General features: G+C 66.1%; 13 protein-coding genes and 1 pseudogene. 4 read left to right on the forward strand and 10 right to left on the reverse strand.

Features of this window, described 5'->3' with window-relative positions; all coding sequences use genetic code 11:
* The first annotated feature begins 3 nt into the window (after window positions 1-3).
* Window positions 4-1,536, forward strand: a complete 1,533-nt coding sequence (locus tag AB0366_RS12895; RefSeq protein ID WP_366244437.1) for a glycoside hydrolase family 57 protein — start codon at window positions 4-6, stop codon at window positions 1,534-1,536.
* Complete coding sequence (locus tag AB0366_RS12900; RefSeq protein ID WP_366244237.1) at window positions 1,533-2,780, forward strand: glycosyltransferase family 4 protein; 1,248 nt, start codon at window positions 1,533-1,535, stop codon at window positions 2,778-2,780. The genes AB0366_RS12895 and AB0366_RS12900 overlap by 4 nt, the downstream gene beginning before the upstream one ends.
* A gap of 11 nt (window positions 2,781-2,791) precedes the next feature.
* Here AB0366_RS12900 and AB0366_RS12905 read toward each other — a convergent pair whose 3' ends face one another.
* Window positions 2,792-3,553, reverse strand: coding sequence for an acyltransferase (locus tag AB0366_RS12905; protein WP_366244238.1), 762 nt, complete (start codon window positions 3,551-3,553; stop codon window positions 2,792-2,794).
* Between the two features lie 149 nt (window positions 3,554-3,702).
* Between AB0366_RS12905 and AB0366_RS12910 the strand changes: the two genes are divergently transcribed.
* Window positions 3,703-5,025 (forward strand): PQQ-binding-like beta-propeller repeat protein, encoded by a 1,323-nt coding sequence (locus AB0366_RS12910; protein WP_366244239.1) that lies wholly within the window; start codon window positions 3,703-3,705, stop codon window positions 5,023-5,025.
* On the opposite strand, the gene AB0366_RS12915 is transcribed toward AB0366_RS12910, so the two are convergent.
* The 5 genes from AB0366_RS12915 to AB0366_RS12935 form a co-directional block, all read right to left on the reverse strand.
* Window positions 5,013-6,185 carry a class I SAM-dependent methyltransferase gene (locus AB0366_RS12915; protein ID WP_366244240.1) on the reverse strand — a complete coding sequence of 391 codons (1,173 nt, stop codon included), beginning with the start codon at window positions 6,183-6,185 and terminating at the stop codon, window positions 5,013-5,015. The two genes, AB0366_RS12910 and AB0366_RS12915, sit on opposite strands and share 13 nt — an antisense overlap.
* Window positions 6,186-6,224: 39 nt before the next feature.
* Window positions 6,225-7,235, reverse strand: coding sequence for a class I SAM-dependent methyltransferase (locus tag AB0366_RS12920; protein WP_366244438.1), 1,011 nt, complete (start codon window positions 7,233-7,235; stop codon window positions 6,225-6,227).
* A 107-nt stretch (window positions 7,236-7,342) separates the two neighbouring features.
* Window positions 7,343-8,122, reverse strand: coding sequence for an enoyl-CoA hydratase-related protein (locus tag AB0366_RS12925; RefSeq protein WP_366244241.1), 780 nt, complete (start codon window positions 8,120-8,122; stop codon window positions 7,343-7,345).
* A gap of 26 nt (window positions 8,123-8,148) precedes the next feature.
* A complete protein-coding gene (locus AB0366_RS12930) occupies window positions 8,149-8,964 on the reverse strand; it encodes an NUDIX hydrolase (RefSeq protein ID WP_366244242.1) in 816 nt (271 codons plus the stop codon).
* A gap of 48 nt (window positions 8,965-9,012) precedes the next feature.
* Window positions 9,013-9,855 (reverse strand): ABC transporter ATP-binding protein, encoded by an 843-nt coding sequence (locus AB0366_RS12935; RefSeq protein WP_121872500.1) that lies wholly within the window; start codon window positions 9,853-9,855, stop codon window positions 9,013-9,015.
* Window positions 9,856-9,904: 49 nt separating this feature from the next.
* Here AB0366_RS12935 and glgX point away from each other — a divergent pair, with 49 nt between their 5' ends.
* Window positions 9,905-12,052, forward strand: a complete 2,148-nt coding sequence (gene glgX / locus AB0366_RS12940; RefSeq protein ID WP_366244439.1) for a glycogen debranching protein GlgX — start codon at window positions 9,905-9,907, stop codon at window positions 12,050-12,052.
* Here the strand turns inward: glgX and AB0366_RS12945 are convergent.
* The 4 genes and pseudogenes from AB0366_RS12945 to ctaD all read right to left on the reverse strand — a co-directional run.
* Window positions 11,995-12,645 (reverse strand): annotated as a pseudogene (locus AB0366_RS12945) (membrane protein); the annotation flags it as partial. The gene glgX and the pseudogene AB0366_RS12945 overlap by 58 nt on opposite strands.
* A gap of 65 nt (window positions 12,646-12,710) precedes the next feature.
* Window positions 12,711-13,502: an aminoacyl-tRNA hydrolase gene (locus tag AB0366_RS12950; protein ID WP_366244243.1), complete on the reverse strand. Its 792-nt coding sequence runs from the start codon at window positions 13,500-13,502 to the stop codon at window positions 12,711-12,713.
* Window positions 13,499-14,725: a phosphoserine phosphatase SerB gene (gene serB, locus AB0366_RS12955; RefSeq protein ID WP_366244244.1), complete on the reverse strand. Its 1,227-nt coding sequence runs from the start codon at window positions 14,723-14,725 to the stop codon at window positions 13,499-13,501. Before serB ends, AB0366_RS12950 begins: the two co-directional genes overlap by 4 nt.
* Window positions 14,726-14,870: 145 nt before the next feature.
* Entirely contained in the window at window positions 14,871-16,661 is a 1,791-nt protein-coding gene (gene ctaD, locus AB0366_RS12960; RefSeq protein WP_366244245.1) for a cytochrome c oxidase subunit I, read from the reverse strand.
* Window positions 16,662-16,928 lie beyond the last annotated feature (267 nt).

Genomic DNA, 16,928 nt, shown 5'->3' on the forward strand with positions numbered 1-16,928 from the left:
GGCATGTTCTCTCTCGTTCTGCACTCCCACCTGCCGTGGTTGGCCAACCACGGACGCTGGCCGGTAGGCGAGGAATGGCTGTATCAGTCCTGGGCCGACTGCTATCTACCGCTCACCGCGGCACTCGAGCAGCTGGCCGACGACGGCCACAGCAACGTGCTGTCGCTGGGGATCACCCCGGTGCTGGCTGCTCAACTCGACGATCCGCACTGCCTGTCCGGAATGCACCACTGGCTCGCGAACTGGCAGCTCAGAGCCCACGAAGCAACGAACCGCGACCTGTCCGTTCGTGAACACCGAGGTTCTGCCGCTGCGCTCGATCGATTCGAGTCCCGGTGGCGGCACGGCGGGTCCGCGGTACTCCGGCCGCTGATCGAAACCGGAACCGTCGAACTACTGGGTGGACCGTTGGCGCACCCGTTCCAGCCGCTGCTCGATCCCCGACTACGCGAATTCTCGCTCCGAGAAGGTCTGCTCGACGCCCGCGCCCGGTGGGGCTCCACGCCCCGAGGTATCTGGGCACCCGAATGCGGATTCACCCCCGGCATGGAATCCGACTACGCCGCGGCCGGGGTCTCGCACTTCATGGTCGACGGGCCCGCAATGCGCGGAGACACCTCCCTCGGTAGGCCGGTCTGGGACTCCGATGTCGTCGCATTCGGACGCGATCTGCCGGTCAGCTACCGCGTCTGGTCACCGAAGTCCGGCTATCCTGGCCACGGTTCCTATCGGGATTTCCACACCTACGATCACGCCACCGGTCTCAAACCGGCCCGGGTCACCGGCCGTTCGGTCGCGTCGAACGACAAGGCTCCCTACGATCCCGAGCGGGCCGCGACGACGGTGGACCGTCACGTCGCCGACTTCGTCGATGTGGTTCGCAGGCGATTGATCTCCGAATCCGAGCGGATCGGTCGCGACGCCCTGGTGGTGGCGGCATTCGACACCGAGCTGTTCGGACACTGGTGGCACGAGGGCCCACAGTGGCTCGGCAAGCTCATGCGCGCGCTTCCGGCGGCCGGCATCACCGTCGGCACGCTCAGCGACGCCCGCGAGCAGGGTTACGTCGGAGCGCCACTGGAACTGCAGGATTCGTCGTGGGGATCGGGCAAGGACTGGCGAGTGTGGGCGGGCGACGACGTCGCCGACCTGGTCGCGCTCAATTCCGAGGTATCTCGGACCGCACTCGACGCCGTCGACACCGCCCGAGATGTACAGCGTCGCGCCGGCGGGCCCGAACTACGCAATCGGGTCAACGATCAGATACTGCGTGAGACACTGATGGCCGTGGCCAGCGACTGGGCATTCATGGTCAGCAAGGATTCCGCCGCAGGCTACGCACGGGAGCGCGCGCACGTCCATGCACATGCGCTGCGCGAGATCGCGGCCGCGGCCGCAGGTGGGTCACCTGCCCGGGCGAACGAACTGGCTCGGCAATGGAACCGAGCGGACGGACTGTTTCCTGCGTTGGATGCGCGCAGGCTGCCCGGTGCACACGGTGACGGCGAGCGAGAAGGTGCAGGGGGGCGTCGATGAAGATTCTGATGGTGTCGTGGGAGTACCCACCCGTGGTGGTCGGCGGGCTCGGTCGGCACGTGCATCACCTGGCCACCGAACTGGTCCGATGCGGGCACGAGGTCGTCGTTCTGTCGCGTCGACCCACCGGAACCGACGCCGCCACCCACCCGACGTCCCACCACATCGAGGACGGGGTGCTCGTCGTCGCCGTCGCCGAGGACCCGGCTCACTTCGTCTTCGGGGAGGACATGCTCGCGTGGACCCTCGCGATGGGGCACGCGATGGTCCGTGCCGGCGTCGCGCTGGGAAAGCCGGGTCTGGGCGACGGCTGGCAACCCGACGTCGTTCATGCTCACGACTGGCTCGTTGCGCACCCGGCGATCGCCCTCGCCGAGTTCTACGACGTACCACTCGTCTCGACCATCCACGCCACCGAGGCCGGACGCCACAGCGGCTGGATCTCCGGCCCCGTCAACCGCCAGGTGCACTCCGTCGAGTGGTGGCTCGCCAACGATTCCGATGCGGTGATCACCTGCTCGGCATCGATGAAGGACGAGGTCACCACTCTGTTCGGAGTATCGGAGTCGGCGGTGAAGGTGATTCGCAACGGAATCGACCGATCCACCTGGCACTTTCGGCGACGAGAGCCTCGATCGGAGCCGGCCAAGTTGCTCTACGTCGGCCGACTCGAATACGAGAAGGGCATCCAGGATGCCATCGCAGCTCTGCCCCGCATCCGACGAAGCCACCCGGGTACCACCCTGCACATCGCCGGCGAAGGAACACAGTTCGCCTGGTTGGCAGGGCTGGCGCGCACGCACCGGGTGGCCCGCGCAGTGTCGTTCCTGGGCAATCTCGACCACACCGAACTACTCGGCTGGCTGCACGGGGCCGACGCCATCGTCCTGCCCAGTCGATACGAACCTTTCGGCATCATCGCGCTCGAGGCAGCGGCTGCGGGCACCCCGCTGGTCGCGTCCACCGCAGGCGGGCTGGGTGAAGCCATCGTCGACGGCGTGACCGGCCTGTCCTTCGAGCCCGGCGACGTCGGCGGGCTGGCCGCCGCCGTGCGGCGTGTTCTCGACAACACGGACGCCGCGCAGGAACGGGCCGTGGCCGCCCGCGAGCGCCTCACCGTCGATTTCGACTGGAAGCACGTCGCGGAATCGACGGCCGAGGTCTATCGGGAAGCCAAACGCAAAGTTCGGCATCCGCTGGCTCGCCCGCACATCGTCGAGCGCGCTCTCCCCGGCCGTACCTGAAAACAGGAGGGTCAGTTCTCCCGCACCGCCTCGGCCTGTCCGAGAGCCTTCTTGCGGGCGATGTCCTCCAGCGCAGCAATGTATTTCGCGCGCTCGGCGGCACCGGCCTCCCAGGCGACCTTGCGATTGCGGACGACCTTGGCCGGGGCACCGACCGCGATGCTGTAGTCCGGGATCTCACCCTTGACCACGGCGTGGGCACCGAGCACGCAGCCCCGGCCGATGCGGGTCTCGCGCAGGATCGTCACCTTGGCCGCGATCCACGTGTCCGGACCGATTCTCACGGGTCCCTTCACGATTCCCTGATCCTTGATGGGCATGTTCACATCGTCCATCCGATGATCGAAATCGCAGATGTAGCACCAGTCGGCCACCAGCGTCGACGCGCCGATCTCGATGTCGAGGTAGGTGTTGACGACGTTGTCCTTGCCGAACACCACCTTGTCGCCGATCCGCAGCGAACCTTCGTGGCAGCGAATGGCATTGCCGTCCCCGATGTGTACCCAGCGTCCGATCTCGAGGCGCGAGAGCTCGGGAGTGGAATGAATCTCGACGTTCTTGCCGAGAAACACCATGCCCTTGAGGATCACGTGCGGATTGGCCAGCTTGAACTTCGCGAGGCGGTAGTAGCGGACCAGGTACCACGGCGTGTACGCCTTGTTGGCGAGAACCCAGTCGAGGGACGCGCGCGTGAGGAACCGCGCCTGTTCGGTGTCGCGTCGTCTCGACCCGCGCCAGCGTGTCCGCAGCGGCGCGTTCCACATACTCGTCATGGACGTTCACCCTAGTTTCTCGTTCGCCCGCTCTCTGCCGCCACCCTTGCGCGGGCTAGGGTTGCCTGTCGACTGTTGCTCGTCGGCAGAACGAACACAGACGCCCCGGCACCATGTCGGGCACGGACTCGAGTCATGGGGAGCGATCGATGCGCGGCGTCAGGGCCAAGGGCAGGACCGGCAGAAGGGTCACTGCGCTCGCAGCAGCGCTGGCGCTGGTGACCGTGAGCGGTTGTGGCACCGACACGCCGGCCATAGAACCACTCTCTCCCGATTCATGGCCTGCAGCGCACGCGAACTCCCACAACAGCGGCGCCACCGCAGTGTCGGTGTCGACTCCTCTGTCCTTGGACTGGACGCGCCCCACCGGCGGCACGGTGACCTCCCCGGTGTCCATCGGGTCGACCGGTCAGATGTTCGTCACTGCCGCCACCGAATCCGGCTGCAACGTCTTCTCGTTCGAGATCGACTCGGCACGCAAACGCTGGTGCAATCGCGTCGGGCCCTCCGTCGTCACTGCAACGCCGACCGTCGATTCGGCGATCAACGTCTACATCGGCGACGACGGCGGCCTGAACTCGTACAACGACCACGGCCAACTGCGGTGGCGCACACCGGTGTACGGAGTGCCCAAGTCTGCGCAGTTCCTCGGGGACGGCAGCGTGCTCTCGATCACCCAGATGGGGCAGGTCAGTGTTCTGGATTCGCAGAACGGTCAACTTCGAGTACCGATTCTGGATCTGATTCCGACGCCGAATTTCCTGACCGACCCGAATACCGACTTCCTGCCGGTCGACACCGGACTCGACCGGTGCAGCTCGGGCGGATCCGAATGCCCCGTGCCCGCAGCGCCCGCGGTCGACAGTGCGACCGGAACGATCTACTTGACGCTGTGGCGTCCCGGTTCGATTGCGCCACAGCTCGTTTCCCTGCAGTACAACCGAGACGGTTCTCCCGGTCTCGTCGAACGTTGGTCCTCGGACCTGCTGCCCGCCGGTGTCGCGTCGAGTCCGGTGCTGTCCGAGGACGGGTCGACGGTCTACCTGGCCGATGTCGACGGCAGGCTGACCGCGTTCGACACCGCCGACGGGCGACAGAAGTGGACCGAGGGCACCGGGCTCGGAATCGGTGCCAGTCCCTCGATTTCCTCGGACGGCACGATCGTGCCGTCGGGCGGCGACGGCACCCTCGTCGGCCTGCGCGACAACGGTGATTCGGCCGAGCGAGTCTGGGTCCGCGACGACGTCGAACAGGCAGGCAGCGCAGCCCAATCCGCAGACGGACGCGGCCATACCGTCGTTCGTGAGGACGACGGACTGGCGCTGCTCACGTTCGACGCAGCGACCGGTGAGACGGTGGATGTACAGCCGGTTCCCGACGTCGTCGGCACCACCGTCGGCACGTCGATCGGCCCGGACGGTCAGGTCGTCACCGCAAGCTACCTCGGCGAGATCTTCACCTACACGGGCTGACCGATAGATCCTGGAGCGCAGACGAACGCCACCGCGGATCGATCCACTCGGGCGATCACCACCGACAACGCCACGGATCCGCGAAGTTTGAGCCTGGGCCGCAATATCGCCGGATCCACATCGACTCCGCGGACGAGAATCTCCACCGAACCGCAGTCCATCCGATTCAGTTGTTGCCGAAGCACTTTCTCCGAGAACTTGAACTGCTCCAGAATCCGAAAGCCGCGCACCCCGGCCGGGACCGTGTCGCCGGTCAGATACGCGATTCTCGGATCGAGTTGCCACAGACCGAATCTGGCACCGTAGTGCCGAACCAGACCGGCCCTGACCACCGCCCCGTCGGGATCGACGATGTAGCGCCCCGGCGGCCGAACCGGAATGTCGTCGGATTCTGCATCGGTGAATTCCATAACGCTGCCGTCGGATCGAAGAACAGCCGCCCGACGCCGAACACCGTTCTCGCTCAAACCTTCCGACCAGAGGCACGCTTCTCGCACTCCCCCGTCGAGCGAGACCACCTCGATCTCGCCGGCCCAGTCGACAGCGTCGAAATCCAGACCGGGCGCACACTTGACAACCAGGTCTCGGCCTCGATAGGCGTCGAACAGGTCCGGTAGGGGTGGTTGCAGCGCCGCCGGGTCGTGGCGTCGCCGCCCACCCGCTCGGCGGCCGGGGTCGGCGATCACGACGGTCTCCCGCGTCGTCGGGGTCAGTGCGTCGGCCCGCAACACGGTGGCGTCCGGCACGTTGTGTGCGGCCATCCGAAGCCGAATCGGGTCGAGATCGCTGCCCACCGCCAACTCGGCCGTGCCGATCAGGACGGACAGTTCACTGCCGATCGAACACGTGACATCGTGCACGCGTCGTCCGGCGAGTCGAGCGGCCCGCCTGCGCGCGACCAGAGTCGGCGTGGCCTGCTGCACCGCCTCGTCGGTGACCCACCATCGGTCGGAGTCGAGCAGCTTCACCCGCGCCTTGCGGCGGACGGTGACGGTTTCGATCAGTGCACCCGCGTGGGCAGGAAAACGCTCCCGCATCGAGGAGATATCTCGCACCGTCGTTCTCGCACTGAACTCGAGCCCGTCGGCGGCGTCGAGCGCCTCGATACCGACCTCGCTGTGCAGGAAATCGAGGTCGGCACCGGTGAAGTCATACCCCACGGCAGGCCCCGAAATCGAGACCTACGGCATCACTGCCTGTCAATCGCGAGGTGCAGGCTTGATGCCGGTGATCATCACGTTGTAGAACAGCCCGCGCGGTACCACGTGCTGCAGCACGTTCTCGTCGACCCAGCTCAGTGTCTTCCAACCGCCGAAAGCGAACTTGGCCCAGTTCCACCCCAGCTTGCCCGCGGGTACTGCGGCCTCGAATGTCCGCACCGGCCAGCCGAGCAGAGCGGCGGCGAACTCCTCGGTGTTCGCCTGCACGGACTCCGCACCGGCCGAGAGCGCGATGTGCTCGAGATCGGTCGGATCGAACGTGTGCAGGTCGACGACGGCTTCGAGTGCCGCTGCTCGCGAGGACTCGTCGAGCTCTTCCTGTGGCTTGCGCCAGCTCGCCAGGAACGGGAGCTTGGTTGCGCGGGTGGTCGCCTCCCAGGTGATGCGTCCGAGCCAGCGTGCGTAGAAGTTGCCGACCGTGGTGGGTTCGCCCGCGAAAACGAAGCGACCGCCCGGCTTGAGCACCCGCAGCACCTCGCGCAGCGACTGTTCGACGTCGGGGATGTGGTGGAGGACGGCGTGCCCGACGACGAGATCGAACGTGTTGTCGTCGTAGGGAATCGTCTCCGCGTCGGCGACGCGGCCGTCGACGTCCAGCCCGAGGTGCTCGGCGTTGCGCAGTGCGACCTTGACCATGCCTGGCGAGAGGTCGGTGACCGAGCCCTTGTCTGCGATGCCGGCCTGCATCAGGTTGAGCAGGAAGAACCCGGTACCGCAGCCCAGTTCGAGCGCGCGGCCGTACGGCAGTGCGTAGTGCGCCGACGCGTCACCGGAGACCGCCTGATCGAACCTGCCGCGTGCGTAGTCGATGCAGCGCTCGTCGTAGGAGATCGACCACTTGTCGTCGTAGGTCTCGGCTTCCCAGTCGTGATAGAGCACCTGCGCCAGTTTGGTGTCCGACCGTGCAGCCTCGACCTGCTCGGCGGTGGCGTGCGGATTCGGGGCTGGATCGACCTGGCGGTCTTCGGCCTCGGACGACGCCGAAGGCATCAAGTTCGAGATCGATCGATTGACACCGTCGTGGGGGCTTGCAGTCATCAGGCGAGCCTACTATCCGGTAGCTGTGGAACAACTTTTCTCTGTGGACGGCTGCCGAATCACCGTCCGGTGAAGGTCGCCTTGCCCGGGCCGTCGGCCACGAAGGACGTCATCCCGATGGTGCGATCCTCGGTGGCGAACAGGGCCGCGAACTGCTGAGCCTCGATCCGCAGACCGGTGGTGAGATCGACGTCGAGCCCCTGGTCGATCGACGCCTTGGCCGCTGCGAGCGCTCGCGATGCACCCGTGGTGAACTGCACGGCCCAGGCGCGGGCGGCGTTGTACACCTCGTCCGGTGCCACCACCTCGTCCACCAATCCGATGCGCAATGCTTCCTCGGCACCGACGAAGCGGCCGGTGAAGACCATGTCCTTCGCACGGCTGGGGCCGATCAGCCGAGCCAGCCGCTGCGTTCCGCCGCCGCCGGGGATGACACCGAGCAGCACCTCGGGGACACCGAACTTCGCGTTGTCGCCGGCGATCCTGCGGTCCGCGCCCAGTGCGACCTCGAGCCCACCACCGAGTGCGTATCCGGTCACGGCCGCAACCACGGGCTTGGGAATGGTGCTGAGCGAGCCGAGGGCGGACTGCAGATCTCCGGCGATCTCGGCCATCTCGGCCGCGGACAACGCCACCATCTCCTTGATGTCGGCACCGGCGGCGAAGACCTTCTCGCCGCCGTAGACGATGACGGCCTTGACGTCGGCATTGACCGTGGCCTCGCGGGCGGCTGCTCGGATTTCCTCCTGCATCTGCCGATCGAGTGCGTTCATCGGCGGACGATCCAGCCGGATGGTGCCGATACCGTCGGATACTTCGAGATTCACGAACTCAGCCATGGGCCGAAAGGCTACCGGGCCGAGGATCAGCGATCCGACCAGGGATGTCGCGTTCCGGCGTAGTACGCATCGTCGCCGTCGAAGAGCACCCGGACCGTCCCGTCCGTGCGAGTGAGAATCGGTAGGACCGGGGCGATCTCGCGGTCGTGATCGACGACCTGGGCGACGGTGTCGAATCGAGACAGTGCGTCCAGTTGGCTCCAGGTCGGCGGCAGGAGGATGGTGTTTCCCGACCGCCAGTCCGCCAGTGCGTCACCGGTCGAACGCCAGCTCACCGATGCTGCCTCGCTGGTCTCCCCGTCCGCATTCTGGCCCTCGGGCAGCACTGCGACGAAAAACCGCGTGTCGTACCGTCGCGCTTCGCCCACCGGGGTGATCCAGTGCGACCACGGCCGGAGCAGATCCGATCGCAGCACCAGGTCGTGGGCGGTGAGGAATTCGGCGAACGACACCTCCCGACGCTCGAGCCGACCCCGCTCCGCAGCGAACGGAGCGGTGTCGGCCACGATCGAATCCGGCGTCGAGCCGGCCAACAGCACGCCGCACTCCTCGAACGTCTCGCGCGCCGCAGCACACACCAGAGCCTGCGCCTTGCCCTCGTCGATTCCGAACCGCTCGGCCCACCACGAGGGCGGCGGACCGGCCCAGCGAACATCCGCTGCCGCGTCCGAAGGGTCGACGCCGCCACCGGGAAACACCGTCATGCCACCCGCGAACGCCATGCCACCGACGCGTTCGAGCAGAAACACCTCGATGTCGGGCCGCGATCGACCGTCACGAATCAAGATGACCGTCGAGGCGTCCCGCGCCTGCACGTGATCGGCAGCACTGTTCGAGCTCATGAAAGGCAACGTACCGCTGCGCTGCGCAGCCCGGTCGCTCGGTCCGCTCTATCGGCGGTGCGCCCCGGCAGCGCGGGTCCGCCGCGCGAAGAACCGACCGTCGACGCGATCGAGCGCGATCGACTGACTGAATGCCTCGGTCAGGTTCTCCGCAGTGATGACGTCGTCGACCAGCCCCTGGGCCACCACCCCACCTTCCTTGAGCAACAACGCGTGACTGAAGCCCGGCGGAATTTCTTCCACGTGGTGGGTGATCAGCACGGTGGCGGGGGCGTCGGGATCGGCCGCGAGGTCGGTCAGGCGTGCCACCAGTTCCTCGCGTCCACCGAGGTCGAGGCCTGCCGCCGGCTCGTCGAGCAGCAGCAGTTCGGGATCGGTCATCAGAGCGCGCGCGATGAGAACCCGCTTCCGCTCGCCTTCGGACAGCGTGCCGTAGGTGCGGGTGGCGAGATGTTCGGCACCGAGGCTCTCGAGCATTTCGACTGCGCGCTCGGTGTCGACCGCGTCGTATTTCTCTCGCCAACGACCCAATACCGAATACCCGGCGGACACCACCAGATCGGACACGAGTTCGTCGGACGGAATGCGCTGCGCCAGCGAGGAGGACGACAAGCCGATCCGCGGTCGGAGTTCGGAGACGTCCGCCTTGCCCATGACCTCACCGAGAACGTGGGCGACGCCGGACGTGGGATGGATCTCGGCCGCAGCGATACGCAGCAGGGACGTCTTTCCGGCACCGTTCGGGCCGAGGACGACCCACCGTTCGTCCAGTTCCACCTTCCAGGTGACGGGTCCCACCAGGGTCGCACCGCCGCGGCGGACGACTACGTCGGTGAAATCTACGAGCAGGTCGGGATCCGGTTCAGACACGACGCCTATCTTCCCGCACATCGACCGTGCATTCACGGCAGGATGTGCACGCGTGTCGCCCAATGACGATCTGCCTCGTAGCTCCCACCGGACCGCCGGCGGCGAGTCCGCCTCGAACCCGCCCGGATCACCGTTCCCACTGGGTGCCACTGCATCGCCGACTGGCACTCAATTTGCAGTCCATGCACCCGAGGCCGATGGAGTCGAGGTATGCCTGATCGATCCGGACGGCGGTGAGCGACGAGTGGAACTGACCACCCGCACGTTCGGAGTTCGACATGCCTTCGTCCCGGGAGTGCGGCCCGGTGACCGATACGGCTTCCGGGCCCACGGGAGATGGGATCCGCACTCCGGGCGCCGGTTCAACGGCGCGAAGATTCTGCTCGATCCAGCGGCACGCCAGGTGACCGGAGCATTCGGAGACCCATCGGCATTGCTCGCCTACGAGGACGACCCGTTCGGCGCGCCCAGTTCTCGCGACTCGCTCGGGCACCTCCCGCTCGGCGTCGTCCGCGCAGCTGCCGATCGCGTGGGCCGTCCCGCGCGGCCCGAGGTGCCCTGGGACCGCACCGTCCTCTACGAGCTGCACGTGGGATCCTTCACGGCCCGCAATCCTGCTGTGCCCCAGCATCTTCGCGGCACATACCTGGGGCTCGCCGAGCCGGCGGTCCTCGAACATCTCGCGCGCATCGGCATCACGTCGGTGGAATTGTTGCCCGTGCACACCACCTTCACCGAACCCGGCGTCCGCGCCCGGGGTATGCGAAACCACTGGGGGTACTCGACGGGTGCGTACTTCGCACCGGATCCACGCTTCGCCGCTGTTCCCGGCGACGAGGTGGACGAATTTCGCACCATGGTCGACGCACTGCACGCTGCCGGGATCGAGGTGATCCTCGACGTCGTCTACAACCACACGTGCGAATCCGCGGTCGACGGCCCCTCGATCAGTTGGCGTGGACTCGATGCGCCCGGCTACTACCTACTCGACGGACGCGGATCGGACGTCGATCTGACCGGCTGCGGCAACACCCTCGATTCCGCGTCGCCCGCGGTCGTGCGGATGGTGTGCGACAGCCTTCGGTACTGGGTCGAGGACATGGGTGTCGACGGGTTCCGATTCGACCTCGCCAGCACTCTCGGCCGGCCCGGTGGTTGGCGATTCGATTCTCGCGCACCGTTGTTGACCGCCATTGCCACCGACCCGGTCCTGGCTCGGGTCAAGTTGATCGCCGAGCCGTGGGATGCCACCGGCGCCGGCTATCAGGTCGGTAACTTCGGAGTGGCCTGGACTGAATGGAACGATCGCTATCGCGACACGGTGCGATGCTTCTGGGCGGGCCAGCACGGCGTCCGCGAATTGGCCTCGCGCCTGGCCGGTTCGGAAGATCTCTTCGCGGGCGGCGGGCGCCTGCCGTGGGCGTCGATCAACTTCGTCACCGCGCACGACGGGTTCACCGCCCGAGATCTGGTGTCCTACGAGCGAAAACACAACGAGGCCAACGGCGAAGAGAACAGGGACGGGACCGACAACAACTCCTCGGTCAACCACGGCGTCGAGGGGCCGAGCGACGATCCGGCCGTCGTCGAGGCTCGGGGACGCCACGTACGGGCACTACTGGCAACCCTGACGCTCTCCACCGGTACACCGATGCTGCTTGCCGGCGACGAACTGGGACACAGTCAGGGAGGCAACAACAACGCGTACTGCGTCGCCGAGGATGCACCGGCGGCCGACGCGTGGGCCATCGACTGGGACAGTGCGGACCAGAACATGATCCGCTTCGTGGGTCGATTGCTCCGTGTCCGAGCGAGCGCTCCGACACTACGTCAGCAGGAGTTCTTCACCGGCCGTGCGACACCGACCGGCCGACCCGATCTGGTCTGGTTCGACTGCGCCGGAGTCGAATTCGACACGGAACGATGGAACGACGACTCGGTGCGCACCATTCAGGCCTGGGTGGACGGTTCCGACGTCCGCTCCTATGCCTCCGACGGCGGGCAGGTGGACGACGCCAGTTCGCTCCTCGTCCTCCATTCCGGCGGCCCCGCCGACATCACTCTGGCGTGCCCGAGTTGGTCGTCGTCGCGGTTCGTTCCGGTCCTCGATTCCTCACGTGTGGACGGAGTGCCCTCGGATACCACTGCGCTGGAACCGGGTTCGACGATATCGGTGACCGGATCGACAGTCCTGGTACTGCGCAGCGCAGGCAGATGAGCCATGAACAATTGCACGAGCGGACCGACTCCGAGCGCATAGAGAACCGTCCCGACGCCGAGCGTCCCGCCGAGCAACCAACCGGTGAGCACCACCGACAACTCGATTCCGGTGCGGGTGAGGCGAATCGACCATCCGGTCCTGGCCACCAGACCGGTCATCAGTCCGTCTCGTGGCCCGGGCCCCATCCCGGCACCGATGTACAGCGCGGTCGCGAACGCATTGACCACGATGCCCGACACCATGGCCAGGGTTCTGATCGGAAGCCCGTCGAGATGCGGCAACACCGCCGACGTCGCGTCCACCGCAACGGCGATCACCACCACGTTGCTCACGGTGCCCAGGCCAGGACGCTGCCGCAGCGGGATCCACATCAGCAGGACGGCCACGCCGGTGATCGCGGTGATGGTTCCGAAGCTGAGCGAGAGGTGACTCTCGAGACCCTGGTGAAAGACGTCCCACGGGTTGACGCCCAGTCCACCGGCGATCATCAACGACATCGACGCCCCGTACAGCCACAGCCCCACGTACAGGGCGGCCAACCGAGAAGGAAGCCGGCGACCGGCGACAACACGACGTGGTGAGATGAACATGCTTCCAGTCTCGGGGCTACTGGATATGTTCGGCATAGCCACTTGTACGACAGTGGACCCCAGATCTAGGGAACGGCAATCACGGTCGTCGAACCGGGTGCCACTTCGGTGAAGCCCGCATCCCGCACCGCGACGGCACGTCCGGCGCGAACCTCGTCCAACGCACGCGTCCATTGTTCCGGGTTCGCTGATCGGACCGAACATGCGAAGCCCGACACAGCCCACTCGCGGCATTGCGCTGTGCTCATCGCACCCGCCAGCAGCATCGATGCGTGCCCCACCTGAGCGGCTGCCTTGCCCACCGTCATGGACAGGGAGGCGTCGATCCACAGCACAGGGCCGGCCGAGACCGAGGGTTCGTCTTCGGCCGACACGTCGGTCCCACCGATCTGCAGCCGCTTGATCCGCGGATCCAGATCGCCGACCCGACCGGGCACGAAAGCGCGTGCCGAGGCTCCCCCGACGTCGACCGTCACACCCGGAACATCCTGCGCCGCACGCCACTGTGCTCCACGTGCACGTCGGGCAACCTTCCGGATGCGAGCCGACGTCCACTCGGTGAAGGCCACGTTCCACGACGCGCCGACGCCCACTCGTGGGTCCAGGCACAGCGCAACGGTTGCTCTGGCAGCTGCCTCGAGCAACTCGCTACGCAGGGGCGGATCGATTTTGGGGATGTGCAACACCAACGGCATGGCCAGAACCTGCGACGGATCTGCCGGGTCCTCGGCTCCGCCGTACCCACGAGCGAGCTCGGCGTGGCGCGAGTCGAACGTGTTGTCCGGTGAGAATTCCTCGGCCGGAGTCTCGACGACCACATCGTCCGGGGCATCGCCGGTCATCGGATCGCCGGTCATGGGATCGGGACGCGGCGGACTCCCCCGTCGACCGCGTCCGCAGCTTCGATCTCGTTGCGGGTGACGCCGAGGATGAACAGGACTGCATCCAGATACGGATGCGAGATGGCCGTGTCGGCGATCTCTCGCAACGCAGGCTTGGCGTTGAACGCGACCCCGAGGCCCGCGGCCGTCAGCATGTCGATGTCGTTCGCTCCGTCGCCGACGGCGACGGTCTGCTCCATCGGCACTCCCGACTGTGCCGCGAACTCACGCAGTGCGGTCGCTTTCGCAGCACGATCGACCACTTCTCCGATAACCCGGCCGGTGAGCTTGCCGTCGACGATCTCGAGGGTGTTCGCTTTGACGTAGTCGAGTTCGAGTTCGTGCGCGAGTCCCTCGATGACTTGGCGAAATCCTCCGGATACGACGCCGCAGGCGAACCCGAGACGTCGGAGGGTGCGGATGGTGGTCCTGGCCCCTGCCGTCAGTTCCAGGCTTTCGCCCACTTCGTCGATGACGGATTCGTCGAGGCCTGCCAACACGGCGACCCGCTGTTCGAGCGACTCCGCGAAGTCGATCTCACCGCGCATGGCAGCTTCGGTGACCGCGCGCACCTCGTCCTCGCGTCCGGCGCGGGCTGCCAACATTTCGATGACCTCCCCCTGAACGAGCGTGGAGTCGACGTCGAACACGATCAGCCGCTTGGATCGCCGTGCGATTCCGCCGCGCTGCACGGCGATGTCGACGCCGATTCCGGCTGCGATGGCCGCCAGACCGGTCCGCAGTCGCAGGTCGGCATCCGGCGAGGTGTCTTTCGCGGTCACCTGAAGTTCGAGGCCCGTGACGGGATAGTCGGCAATCCCGCGAATGGAATCGATGTTCGCGCCCTGTCGGGCGAGTTCACGGGAGATGGTGCTGAAAGCGCGAGCTGTCACGGGTCGGCCCAGAACGACGACGACGTGGGTGGCCAGGCTCTGACCGCCACCCCGCGTGGTGTCGATCTCGACATCGACGTGAACGCCGACCGTCGCCATCGCGTCCTCGAGCTCTTCCTGGAGAGCCTCGGGGTCGCGGGGACACGACAGCAGAACGCCGAGAGTCAGTCTGCCGCGGATGACCACCTGCTCGACGTCGAGGAGGCTGACGTTGTGCCGTGACAGTGCTGCGAACAGCACCGATGTGACGCCCGGCTTGTCGGGTCCCGTCACCGTCACCAGCACTGCGGTGTCGCTCGAAGTCACCGGATCTCCCTTTCGCGCACGGCCAGCGGCCGAATAGGTCTTCGTGTCACCTGTCGTGGACGAGCAAGCCCGAACACGCCACGAGATTGTCGCAAGCGAAGAGCCCCACCCGGTAGCCGGGAGGGGCTCTCGCTGCTGCTGTGGACTACTTGGGGTCCGGGTCTCCGGACCCTTCGTGATCGCTGGTGGCGATCGGAGCCCGACGGGCCTGTTCGAGGACTGCGGTGGTCTTACCGCCGTGCGCTCCCGGCCCGACGTGCGCTTCCGCGCGCATCCGTTCGACCATGTGCGGGTAGTGCAGCTCGAAGGCCGGACGCTCGGAACGGATCCGAGGCAGTTCGGTGAAGTTGTGTCGCGGCGGCGGGCAGGAGGTGGCCCACTCCAACGAGTTGCCGTAGCCCCACGGATCGTCGACGGTGACGACCTCGCCGTATCGGTAGGACTTGAACACGTTCCACACGAACGGCAGTGTCGAGGCACCGAGGATGAAGGCACCGATCGTGGAGATGGCGTTCAACTCGGTGAACCCGTCCGAGGGCAGGTAGTCGGCGTAGCGACGCGGCATGCCCTCGTTTCCGAGCCAGTGCTGCACCAGAAACGTGGCGTGGAATCCGAAGAACGTCAGCCAGAAGTGCCACTTGCCCAGAGCCTCGTCCATCATCCGGCCCGTCATCTTCGGGAACCAGAAGTAGATGCCGGCGTACGTCGCGAACACCACGGTGCCGAACACCACGTAGTGGAAGTGCGCGACCACGAAGTACGTGTCGGTGACCTGGAAGTCGATGGGCGGCGATGCCAGCAGAACACCGGTCAGTCCGCCGAAGACGAAGGTGATCAGGAACCCGATCGAGAACAGCATCGGCGTTTCCAGTGTCACCTGGCCTCGCCACATCGTGCCGACCCAGTTGAAGATCTTCACGCCCGTCGGCACCGCGATCAGGAACGTCATGAAGGAGAAGAACGGCAGCAACACAGCACCCGTGGCGTACATGTGGTGCGCCCACACCGCGATGGAGAGCGCGGCGATCGCGATCGTCGCGTAGATCAGACCCGAGTAGCCGAAGATCGGCTTACGCGAGAAGACGGGGAACACCTCGGAGACGATTCCGAAGAACGGCAGCGCGATGATGTAGACCTCGGGGTGACCGAAGAACCAGAACAGGTGCTGCCACAACAGCACTCCGCCGGTCGCCGGGTCGAACAGATGCGCCCCCAGATGTCGGTCGGCCGCCAGACCGAGCAATGCGGCCGTCAGCAGCGGGAACGCCAGCAGGATCAGAATGGACGTCACCAGGATGTTCCAGGTGAAGATCGGCATACGGAACATCGTCATACCGGGAGCGCGCAGGCAGATCACGGTGGTGATCATGTTGACGCCACCGAGGATGGTACCGAGACCACCGACGGCCAGGCCCATGATCCACAGGTCCGCACCGACACCGGGCGAGTGCAGCGCCGAGGTGAGCGGGGTGTACGCGGTCCACCCGAAGTCGGCGGCACCGCCGGGGGTGATGAATCCGGCCGTGGCGATCAACGCGCCGAACAGGTAGAGCCAGTACGAGAAGGCGTTCAGCCGCGGGAACGCGACGTCGGGAGCGCCGATCTGCAGCGGAAGGATGTAGTTCGCGAATCCGAACACGATCGGAGTCGCGTACAGCAGCAGCATGATGGTGCCGTGCATGGTGAAGAGCTGGTTGTACTGCTCGTTGGACAGGAACTGCATTCCCGGAATGGCCAACTCGGCGCGCATCAGCAGCGCCATGAGTCCACCGACCAGGAAGAACGCGAACGATGTCGCGATGTACATGATTCCCAACACCTTGGGATCGGTGGTCGTCACCGCTTTGTGCAGGAACGACCCCTTCGGTCCCGTCCGCGGCGGGAACGGCCGAGCAGCATCCACCGCGGGAGCGGGCCTAGGCGCTAGGGCAGTCACAGATCCTCCTGATTGCGCGTCGGACCTCGAACCACGAGGCGACGTCATCTAGTCGTGCGCTCCTCGAATCGTAGACCGTCGGACCGACGCTTGCCGAACCGGTCCTACCGTGTGTCGTATTGGGCCGGATCGAGCATGCCCGGATCGCGCGATCTGCCTGCGCTGTCGGCCTTTCCGACGCCGTAGAGAACGCCGCGAGAGTTGCAGATTCCGGACGCTCGACGGCGTCCGTTCGGGTGTTCTGCGACGCCCGCCTTCCGATACTGT

It is taken from the genome of Rhodococcus sp. NPDC076796 (genome assembly GCF_040702765.1).
Taxonomy (GTDB): Bacteria; Actinomycetota; Actinomycetes; order Mycobacteriales; family Mycobacteriaceae; genus Rhodococcoides.

Excerpts from the sequence above, each read along its gene's own strand:
- AB0366_RS12905 (WP_366244238.1), bottom strand. The coding sequence starts at position 3,553 with ATGACGAGTATGTGGAACGCGCCGCTGCGGACACGCTGGCGCGGGTCG.
- AB0366_RS12900 (WP_366244237.1), top strand. The coding sequence starts at position 1,533 with ATGAAGATTCTGATGGTGTCGTGGGAGTACCCACCCGTGGTGGTCGGC.
- AB0366_RS12935 (WP_121872500.1), bottom strand. The coding sequence starts at position 9,855 with ATGTGCGGGAAGATAGGCGTCGTGTCTGAACCGGATCCCGACCTGCTC.
- AB0366_RS12925 (WP_366244241.1), bottom strand. The coding sequence starts at position 8,122 with ATGGCTGAGTTCGTGAATCTCGAAGTATCCGACGGTATCGGCACCATC.
- AB0366_RS12920 (WP_366244438.1), bottom strand. The coding sequence starts at position 7,235 with ATGCCTTCGGCGTCGTCCGAGGCCGAAGACCGCCAGGTCGATCCAGCC.
- AB0366_RS12930 (WP_366244242.1), bottom strand. The coding sequence starts at position 8,964 with ATGAGCTCGAACAGTGCTGCCGATCACGTGCAGGCGCGGGACGCCTCG.
- AB0366_RS12910 (WP_366244239.1), top strand. The coding sequence starts at position 3,703 with ATGCGCGGCGTCAGGGCCAAGGGCAGGACCGGCAGAAGGGTCACTGCG.
- AB0366_RS12950 (WP_366244243.1), bottom strand. The coding sequence starts at position 13,502 with ATGACCGGCGATCCGATGACCGGCGATGCCCCGGACGATGTGGTCGTC.
- AB0366_RS12895 (WP_366244437.1), top strand. The coding sequence starts at position 4 with ATGTTCTCTCTCGTTCTGCACTCCCACCTGCCGTGGTTGGCCAACCAC.